Raw genomic sequence first — 9283 nt, forward strand, 5'->3', positions numbered from 1 at the left:
GTGACGATGCTCGAGAACGTCACCATGGCCCTGCGCACCGTCAAGAAGGTGCCGAAGGACGAGGCGACCCGGGTCGCGACCGATCAGCTCGACCGGCTCGGTGTCCTGGACCTCAAGGACAAGCGGCCCGGTGACTGCTCGGGCGGCCAGCAGCAACGCGTCGCCATCGCCAGGGCCCTCGCCATGCAGCCGGACGTGATGCTCTTCGACGAGGCCACCTCGGCGCTCGACCCCGAGCTCGTCAAGGGCGTCCTCGACGTCATGAAGTCGCTCGCGCAGTCCGGCATGACGATGGTCGTGGTGACCCACGAGATCGGCTTCGCCCGCGAGGTCGCCGACCGGGTGGTCTTCATGGACGAAGGAACCATCCAAGAGGAGGGCCCCGCCAGGCAGCTCCTCGACAGTCCCCAGACCAGCCGACTGCAGACGTTCCTGTCCCAGGTCCTCTGACTCTCGCCTCACCCACCGCTGGCCCCGATCCCGGTCCCGGCGTCTGTCCCACACGCCCTACGGGGCGCCCATGAAAGGAACCGATCATGCGAGTCCCGTTCATCGCCAAGGCGGCCGTCGCTTCGGCGACCGTCCTGCTCGTGGCCAGCGCCTGCGGAGGAGCATCCGACGGCGCGGCAGGCCAGGACAACCCCTACAACCTCATCACCCCGGGCACGATCCTCGCGGCGACCTCCGCCGCACAGCCGCCCTTCACGATGCAGAAGCAGGGCTCGGACCAGCCGGGCGGCTTCATCATCGACCTGACGAACGAGGCGGCCAAGCGGCTCGGCCTCAAGGTCGAGTACAAGCTGACGCCGACCGCGTCCGGCATCCAGGGCCTCTCGGCGAAGCAGTACGACATGGTCGCGAACGGCCTCGGCATCACCGAGGCACGCAAGAAGTCGATCGACTTCGCCAAGGGCATGTTCTGGTCCATCACGGCGGCCCTGACCAAGCAGGACAGCCCCGTCGCGTCGATGGAGCAGCTGGACGGCAAGCGGGTCGGGGTCATCACCGGCTCGGTGCAGGAGGGCTACGTCAAGAAGATCAAGGGCGCCCAGCCGGTGAAGTTCGAGGGCCAGGACGCCGCGGTGTCGGCCCTCAACTCGGGCACCATCGACGCCTTCCTCGTCGGCGGTCCGGATGCGGAGGAGTATCTCAAGCAGTTCAAGGACCTCAAGATCGGCGCCTCGCAGCCCGTCGAGCACGCCACGACCGTCGCCTTCCAGAAGGGCAACCAGGCCCTCGTGGACGCCTTCGACAAGCAGCTCGAGGCGATGGTCAAGGACGGGACCTACACGAAGACCTACAACGAGTACTTCACCGAGAAGATGCAGCCGCAGCTGCTCGAGATCTGGCCCGAGCTCAAGGGATGAGCCTGGTCGACCTCGGCATGGACGCCCCGGAGCAGCTGGGTCCCCGGCTGCACCGGGTGCGCCGGCATCCGGCCATGCGCGACGGGGCCCGCCTCGCCACGGACGTCTACTGGGACGGCTCGGCGCCCCTGGCGGGACTCGCCGCCCGCCCGGTCATCCTGGAGCGCTCGCCGTATGACGTCCGCGCCGAGCGCCCCTCGGACGGCTGGCACGCGGACAGGCGGCACGTCACGCCGGAGTCGGGTGCGCAGTTCTTCGTCGACCGAGGGTATGTCGTCGTGCGGCAGGACTGTCGGGGTCGCGGCGGGTCCGAAGGCACCTTCGCGAAGTACGTGGGCGAAGCAGCCGACGGCTTCGACACCCATGCGTGGCTGGCCGACCAGCCGTGGTGCGATGGCACGGTCGTGACTCAGGGCGTCTCCTACAGCGCCCACACGCAGACGGCGGCCGCGTCGGTCGGGGCGCGACCGATCAGCGCCATGATCGTCGACTCCGGCGGCTTCTCCAGCGCCTGGGAGGCCGGCGGCCGGTTCGGCGGTGCCTACGAGCTGAAGCAGGTCATCTGGGCGTGGCGCCGGATCACCCAGCAGGCCGCCCGGACCCCTCCCGGTGACGCCCCTGCCGTGACCGAGCCGACGATCACCGAGGACGAGCTCCGCGGCTGGCTCAGCGCCATACCGTGGCGGCGGGGGCACACGCCCTTTGCGGCCCATCCGGACTTCGAGGACTTCATCCTCGAGCAGTGGTCGCACGAGGACCTCGACGCGTTCTGGCGGCAGCCGGGGCTACAGGCGAGGGACTACTACGACCGCTTCCCCGCGTGCCCGGTGCTCGCGATCTCGAGCTGGTACGACCCGTACGTCTTCACCGCGGTGGACACGTACGCGTGGGCCCGGTCCGTCGACCCGCGCTCCTGCCTCGTCCTCGGACCCTGGACGCACGGCGCGCGAAGCCGGACCCACGCCGGTGACGTCGACTTCGGCTCGGCTGCGACCCTCGACGGCAACCTGGCCCCCGACTATCTCGAGCTCAAGGCGACCTGGCTCGAGCAGGCCTTCGGGGGTGCGGGCCGGCTTGCCCCGGTGACGTACTTCCTCATGGGGGGCGGCTCGGGCGAGCGCCGAGGAGGTCGACTCGACCACGGCGGTGAGTGGCGCACCGCCACCACGTGGCCGCCCGCGGAGACAGCGGCATACGCCCTGCATCTCCACGCGGACGGCGGACTGCGCGTCGAGGCACCGACGGAGCCCGGCGAGGTCACCTATGAGTTCGACCCCCGCGAGCCGGTGCCGAGCCGCGGTGGCGGCATCACGAGCGGCGAGCCGCTGATGAGCGGCGGCGCCTTCGACCAGGTCGCTCCCCTGCCGGGTGGCGCGAGCATGCTCCCGCTGTCGGCGCGCCGCGACGTCGTCACCTTCGAGACGGAGCCGCTGCCGGCCGCCGTCGCCATCGCCGGGCCGGTGGAGGTCGAGGTCGAGGTCTCCACCGATGGCCCCGACACTGACCTGACGGCGAAGCTCGTCGACGTCCACCCCCCGAGCGAGGACTATCCGCGCGGCTTCGCGATGAACGTCACCGATGGCATGCTGCGTCTGCGCTATCGAGACGACCCGACCCGCCCGACGCTCCTCGAGCCGGGACGCGTCTATCGGGTGACGGTGCGGCTGCCCGACACCGCGAACCTCTTCGCCCCGGGCCACCGGATCCGCCTCGACATCTCGTCGAGCAACTTCCCACGCTGCGACGTGAACCCGAACACCGGCCGGCGAGTGTTCGACGACCGCACCCGGCGGGTCGCCCGGACGACGGTCCACCTCGGCGGCTCGCGCGTCGTCATGCGCCGGTTGCCGTGAACCGCTCGCGACGCCGGATACTGGCGGGGTGGTGATCGCCCTCGACCTGGCCCAAGCGCGGCGAACCCGCATCTGGGCGGTCGCCTCGCCCATGGCCGAGCTGATGGCCTCGTTGCACGTCCTTGCCGAGCCCGACCACCATCCGGAGTCGCGCCGGTGGATCGACGAGACGGTGGCCTGCCTCAGCGACGACCTGAGGGCGCGCCTGCACGAGTGGGCCCCGTTGTGGGCGCGCTACCGAATGCGGCTGTTCTATCCAGTCTGCGGCGAGGAGTCGCGCTCGCTCGCCGGCGAGCTTGAACAGCTCGCGGGGGTCGACGACGACGTGTTCGTTCCCATGTGCGCCAATGCGATTCGCGGACTCAGTATGCCGCTCACCGCGGCCTCCGAGGTCAGGCGCAGCCGCAGGTGGGTGACCGAGTGCGAGCATCGTTCGTTTGTCCGCGGTGAGCTCGCCCATCGCCTCGTGGCCGACCCGGCTCGCTTCCGCGCGGATCTCCTCGGCGTGCTGGAGGCTGCGGCACGTGAGTTCTTCGACCGGCAGTGGGAAGCATCCGGGCCGGCCCTCGAGTCAGCCGCGGCGAGCGCCCGACGGCGGATCCAGACGGTCGAGCCGCCCGAGCTGGTGGCGTCGCTGTCGCCGATGGCCTCGCGCCGCGAGTCGGCGAGCACCGTCTACTTCGACAAGCTGCAGAGCAAGCAGGTCGCGGTCGGACCCGAGGGCCTCGTCGTCGTCCCGTCGATCCGGTCGTGGCCGCACGTCATGGTCAAGTTCGACGCCGGGATGCCGATCGTCGTGCAGTATCTCGTGCGCGAGGCCGGTCGAGAGGATCTCGAGACGCAGAGCCAGCTGCGCCGCAAGCTGTTCGTCCTCGCCGAGCCGGGCCGGTGGGAGCTGTGCCGGCACCTGATCGGTGAGTCGATCACGACGACGGAGCTGGCTCGCCGGACCGGAACCTCGAAGCACTCGGTGTCGAGACACCTGCGGGCGCTCCGGGAGGCGGGCCTGATCAGCTCACAGCGCGAGGGGCGGCAGGTGTTCCACCGGCTGCACCCGGCCACGGTGATCCGCCTGGGTCAGGACGTGCTGAGCGCGATGCTGCGCTGAGGGAGATGAATACAGCCGGGGTCCGACAACCGGCCCCCGCCGTCGTGCAGCTCAGAAACCGTGATCGTGGAAACGGCCAGCTGGTCGGCTCGCTCGCTCAGAGGTTGTCGAAGCGCGTCGGCGGCTCCCGCAACACGCTGATGACGATGTCGGCGTCGAGCAGGAAGCGCATGGTCACAGTCCGGCCCGCTCCTGAGGCTCGGGCTGGCCGCGGTGCGCCAGGAAGTCTGCGGTGACCCGGAGCCCGTGGTCGAACCAGTAGTCGATCCGGCTACCGGCAGGGATGATGACGCGAGACTCCCCCACGGCGATGACGTCGACCTCACGGACGTCCTCGGGCAGGGCGACATCCTTCGGCAGCCGCACGGCCTGCATCTTGTTGTTGCGGAAGACGGTGGTTCGCGTCATCAAAACCTCCTGTATACGCTCAGTATGTACAGGCGAGCGCGTCGGGCGCTTGGGCCACACCAATGCACTGTCGATCGGGAATGCTGCACTGTCGATTTGAACTAGCCCACTCTCGATTGCGATTACTGCACTGTCGATGGCGAATGCTGCACTGTCGATTGGAATTCAGGGTGAGTGGGCGGGCGACGTCGACGGCGTCGCGGAGGCGATCGACTCCAGGGCGTCGATGAGATCGGCCACCGGGATCATCGACACCTCGGCGAGCCGGGCCTCGTGGGCCTGCACCAGCGCCTCGGTCCGCGCGAGGACCTGGGACCCCAGCGACGACAGGAGCACCTCGACCTGGCGCCGGTCGGCAGCCCGGGCGTGACGGAAGACCAGGGCCCGGTCGACGAGGGTGTCGACGAAGCGGGTCACGCTCGCGGCCGGCACCTGGAGGTGCTCGACGAGCTCGCCCATCGTGCGGCCCTCGTCCGTCGACAGCGCGCGAAGGACCCGCCACTGGTCGAGCGTGATCCCCTCCTCGCGCTCGAGGTCGACCTGCAGGGACCGGCCGACGACCCGGTGCGCGCGCGCGAGCGCGTCGAGCAGTCGCTTCGGACGGGCTGATTCGTCCACGACACGCCTCCTCACATCCGGGTCGGTTCCGACCATACTGAAGCAGTGCCCCCGCCGCCTGCCCTAGTGGACCCCTTGGAGATGATGCTCCAGGGGCCGGACCCGACCCGGCTGCGGGTCGGGCTGGCGGTGCCGACCTCCGGGGTGCTGGGCCTGACCGGCCCAGCGGCGATCGCGGCGGCCACGCTGGCCGCCGAGGAGGTCAACGGCGCGGGCGGCGTCCGGGGACGCCCCGTCGAGCTCGTCCCGATCGACGCCGGCGCCCCACCGGATGACGTTGCCGCACAGGTCTCATCGCTGATCGGGGCCGAGTCGATCGAGGCGCTGGTCGGCTTCCACACCAGCGACATCCACCGCCGCCTCGAACGGGTCACCTCGACCCGGATCCCCTACCTCTTCACCCCGCCGCACGAGGGCGGCACCCGCCTCCCCGGCGTCTCCCTGCTCGGCGAGGGCCCCGGCGAGCAGCTCCTCCCCGCCGTCCGGGCCCTCACTGACCAAACCGGTGGACGACGCTGGGCGCTCATCGGCAACGACTACATCTGGCCGCGGGCCATGCACGCCGTCGCGGTGCCGATGCTGCGCGGCCACGGCGCCGACATCGTCCTCGTCGAGGAGGTCCCCTTCGGCCAGGTCGACCCGGACCGGCTCCTCTCCCAGATCGCCGCGGCCCGCGCCGACGTCGTGCTGCTCAGCCTCGTCGGGCGCGACCTCGCCGTCTTCAACCGGGCCTTCGCCGAGTCGCCCCTGCGGGGACGGGTCCTCCGGGTCTGCGGCGCCCTCGACGAGACCGGCCTCCTCGAGATCGACGGCGACGACACGGGCGAGCTCTTCACGACGATGCGCTGGTATGCCTCCGACCCCGAGGCCCAGGCGCTCTCCGAGCGCTACCACCGACGCTGGGGCGCGCACGCGCCGAGCCTCGGGGTGTATGCCGCTGGGTGTTACGAGGGGGTCCACCACCTCGCGCGGTTGGCTGGCATGCGACCGCTGCGGATGGCAGCGGCAGCCGACTCAGCGGCATACCCGATGAAGCCCGGCCAGCCCCGGCTGGCCCGCGCGGACGGACTCGACCTGCTGCCGATCGCCTGATCCTTGCCACACGGCCGCGTCGATGGTTTCCTTCCATCTGGAAATATTCCTTCCAGGGAGGGCTCATGAGCTCAGCACCAGAACAGGCCGGCGCGGCCGGCATCGAGCAGTTCGGCTACAAGCAGGAGCTGCAGCGCTCGCTCAGCATGACGGACCTGCTGATCTACGGACTCATCTTCATGGTCCCGATCGCGCCGTTCGGCATCTTCGGCAGCGTCTTCGAGGGCTCCGGCGGCATGGTCGCGCTGACCTACGCGATCGGCGCCGTCGCGATGATGTTCACGGCGAACTCGTATGCGCAGATGTCCCAGGCCTTCCCGATGGCCGGCTCGGTCTATACGTATGCCGGGCGCGGGCTGGCGCCGTGGGTCGGCTTCCTGTCGGGCTGGGCGATCCTGCTCGACTACCTGCTCGTGCCGGGGCTGCTCTATCTCGTCGCCTCGGTCGCGATGAACTCGATCTTCAGCGCCGTGCCGATCTGGCTGTGGCTCGTGCTCTTCGTCGTGCTCAACACGGCGGTCAACTACATGGGCATCTCGATGACCGCGAAGGTCAACCGGATCATGCTCGTCGCCGAGCTCCTCGTCCTGGCGGTCTTCCTCGTCATCGGCATCGTCGCGGTCGCGCAGGGCAAGGGGAACGGCTTCAGCTTCGACGCGTTCTTCAACAGCGACACGTTCTCGATCTCGCTCGTCCTCGGGGCGGTGTCGATCGCGGTGCTGTCGTTCCTCGGATTCGACGGCATCTCAATGCTCGCCGAGGAGAACCGCGACCAGGCCCGCAGCATCGGCCGGGCCATGGTCCTGGCGCTGATCCTCGCGGCGGCCCTCTTCATCGCGCAGACCTGGGTGGCGTCGATGCTCGTGCCGAACCCGGCCGGGCTGATCGCGAACGGCGATCCGGCCGGCACCGCCTTCTACGACGCCGCGCGCGTGGGTGGCGGCGAATGGCTCGCCTGGCTGTGTGCGTTCGCCACCGCCATCGCGTGGGGCTTCGCGAACTCCCTTGTGGCGCAGGCGGCCACCTCACGCCTGCTGTTCGCGATGGCGCGGGACCGGCAGCTGCCGAGCTTCCTAGCCAAGGTCCACCCGACCCACAAGGTCCCGGTCAACGCGACGCTCATGGTGGCCGGGGTCTCGCTCGTGCTCGGCCTCTACATGGCGTCGCGCGACGACGGCATCTCGCTGCTCAGCACGCTGATCAACTTCGGCGCGATGACGGCCTTCCTCGTGCTGCACGTGACGGTGATCAACCACTTCATCCGGCGCCGCGGGAGCAAGGACTACCTGAGGCACCTCGTCTATCCGGTCATCGGCTTCGCCATCCTCGCGTTCGTCGTCATCAACGCCAAGGTCGCCGCCCAGGTGCTCGCCTTCATCTGGATCGTCATCGGTGTCATCGTGCTAGTGACCTTCAAGGCCATGCACCGGCGGGTCGAGCTCGCCGGCCTCGAGGAGGAGTGACCATGCCCGACGTCCATCAGCTGCACCCCACCGAGGACCAGCTCAGCTACACCTTCGGCGGCCGTGAGCCGCTGCTGCGGGTCGCGCCGGGCTCGGTCATCGAGCTGTCGACCGAGGACTGCTTCGGCGGGAAGGTCCGCAGCGTCGACGACCTGCCCAGCCAGGTCTGCGTCTTCCCCTACCTCAACCCCGTCACGGGGCCGATCGCCGTCGAGGGCGCCGAGCCGGGCGACGCCCTGGCGGTGCACTTCGCCGACATCCGGCCGGCCCGTGACTGGGCGGTGTCGACGACCTTCCCGCACTTCGGGGCGCTGACGACGACCGGCACGACGCCGATGCTCCACGACGCGCTCGAGGAGCGCGTCTGGATGTATGAGGTGGACGTGGAGCGCGGCATCGTCCGCTACACCGCTCGCCGGAGCGACTACACAGTCGACCTGCCGCTCGATCCCTTCCACGGCACGGTCGGCGTCGCGCCGGCGGCCAACGAGTCGATCATGTCCATCACGCCGTCGGCACATGGGGGCAACATGGACACCCCGGAGATCCGACGCGGGACGACGCTCTATCTGCCGGTCAACGTGCCCGGCGCGATGCTCGCGATCGGCGACGGGCACTGCCGGCAGGGCGAGGGCGAGGTGTGCGGCACCGCCGTCGAGGCGGCGATGAACACGACCATCGTCGTCGACGTCATCAAGGGCGCGGGGCTGCACTGGCCGCGGCTGCAGGACGACACGCACATCATGTCGACCGGCTCGGTCAAGCCGCTCGAGGACGCCTTCCGGATCAGCCAGCACGACCTGATCGGCTGGACGCGGGAGCTCACCGGGCTGGACGACCTCGACGCGCTGCAGCTCGTCAGCCAGGCCGGCCTCGCGCCGGTCGGGAACGTCGTCGACACGAACTACACGATGGTGGCGAAACTGCCCGTGTCGGTGCTGAACGGCGCCAGGGTCTATGACGGCATTCACGAGCACCTCGCCGGGATCGGCCGGTCGCACGTCGGCTAGTTGACTGTTCTCAGGAAGGAGGGCCAGGGGGCGATCCCTTGGTCCTCCTTCTCCCCTCTGCTGAGGATCTCTCGCGAGGAAGTCGCGCATCCCTACAAATTCGACGCAGGGTCTCCTCGCAGGAATAGAATTCCGCCGTCGTGATGATCCGCATGCCGGCAGACGCCCAAGGGCGTGTTCGGGCGCAAGCCGCGCAAATGCATCCGCCGCGCCGCGGTGGATGCGACAGACACCCCTTGCTAGACGCGAGGCGCCAAGGAGCGAATGTCTTTCCTGCCAGCGGGGCGACCCACACCGCCGCCTAAAGAAGCCACGCATCCGTAGGCCTTTAGTGGCTCTTCGAAGTTAAGCGGGCAACACGGTC

9 protein-coding genes are annotated in these 9283 nt (G+C 69.4%); 7 read left to right on the forward strand and 2 right to left on the reverse strand.

What is annotated here, in order from left to right; translation table 11 throughout:
* From N864_RS15535 to N864_RS15550, 4 genes are all read left to right on the forward strand, one after another.
* The coding region (locus N864_RS15535) for an amino acid ABC transporter ATP-binding protein (RefSeq protein ID WP_034718771.1) at positions 1 to 450 on the forward strand (450 nt) is incomplete at its 5' end.
* An 86-nt stretch (positions 451 to 536) separates the two neighbouring features.
* Complete coding sequence (locus tag N864_RS15540) at positions 537 to 1367, forward strand: substrate-binding periplasmic protein (protein ID WP_051518665.1); 831 nt, start codon at positions 537 to 539, stop codon at positions 1365 to 1367.
* Positions 1364 to 3220, forward strand: a complete 1857-nt coding sequence (locus N864_RS15545) for a CocE/NonD family hydrolase (protein ID WP_051518666.1) — start codon at positions 1364 to 1366, stop codon at positions 3218 to 3220. The genes N864_RS15540 and N864_RS15545 overlap by 4 nt, the downstream gene beginning before the upstream one ends.
* A gap of 28 nt (positions 3221 to 3248) precedes the next feature.
* On the forward strand, positions 3249 to 4328 hold the full coding sequence (locus tag N864_RS15550; protein ID WP_034718774.1) for a DUF5937 family protein: 1080 nt from the start codon (positions 3249 to 3251) through the stop codon (positions 4326 to 4328).
* Between the two features lie 174 nt (positions 4329 to 4502).
* Here the strand turns inward: N864_RS15550 and vapB are convergent, their stop codons facing one another.
* Positions 4503 to 4736 (reverse strand): type II toxin-antitoxin system VapB family antitoxin, encoded by a 234-nt coding sequence (gene vapB, locus N864_RS15555; RefSeq protein ID WP_034718776.1) that lies wholly within the window; start codon positions 4734 to 4736, stop codon positions 4503 to 4505.
* 165 nt (positions 4737 to 4901) lie between these two features.
* A complete protein-coding gene (locus N864_RS23745) occupies positions 4902 to 5354 on the reverse strand; it encodes a MarR family winged helix-turn-helix transcriptional regulator (RefSeq protein WP_051518667.1) in 453 nt (150 codons plus the stop codon).
* Positions 5355 to 5435: 81 nt separating this feature from the next.
* Between N864_RS23745 and N864_RS15565 the strand changes: the two genes are divergently transcribed.
* The 3 genes from N864_RS15565 to N864_RS15575 all read left to right on the forward strand — a co-directional run bounded on the left by N864_RS15565 (position 5436) and on the right by N864_RS15575 (position 8919).
* The gene (locus tag N864_RS15565) at positions 5436 to 6446 is read left to right on the forward strand and encodes a substrate-binding domain-containing protein (protein ID WP_051518668.1); all 1011 of its coding nucleotides are present in this window, start codon (positions 5436 to 5438) and stop codon (positions 6444 to 6446) included.
* A gap of 65 nt (positions 6447 to 6511) precedes the next feature.
* Positions 6512 to 7909, forward strand: coding sequence for an APC family permease (locus N864_RS15570; protein ID WP_034718780.1), 1398 nt, complete (start codon positions 6512 to 6514; stop codon positions 7907 to 7909).
* A gap of 2 nt (positions 7910 to 7911) precedes the next feature.
* Complete coding sequence (locus N864_RS15575) at positions 7912 to 8919, forward strand: acetamidase/formamidase family protein (protein ID WP_034718782.1); 1008 nt, start codon at positions 7912 to 7914, stop codon at positions 8917 to 8919.
* Positions 8920 to 9283 lie beyond the last annotated feature (364 nt).

Origin of the sequence: Intrasporangium chromatireducens Q5-1 (genome assembly GCF_000576575.1) — a bacterium.
Classification (GTDB): domain Bacteria; phylum Actinomycetota; class Actinomycetes; order Actinomycetales; family Dermatophilaceae; genus Intrasporangium_A; species Intrasporangium_A chromatireducens.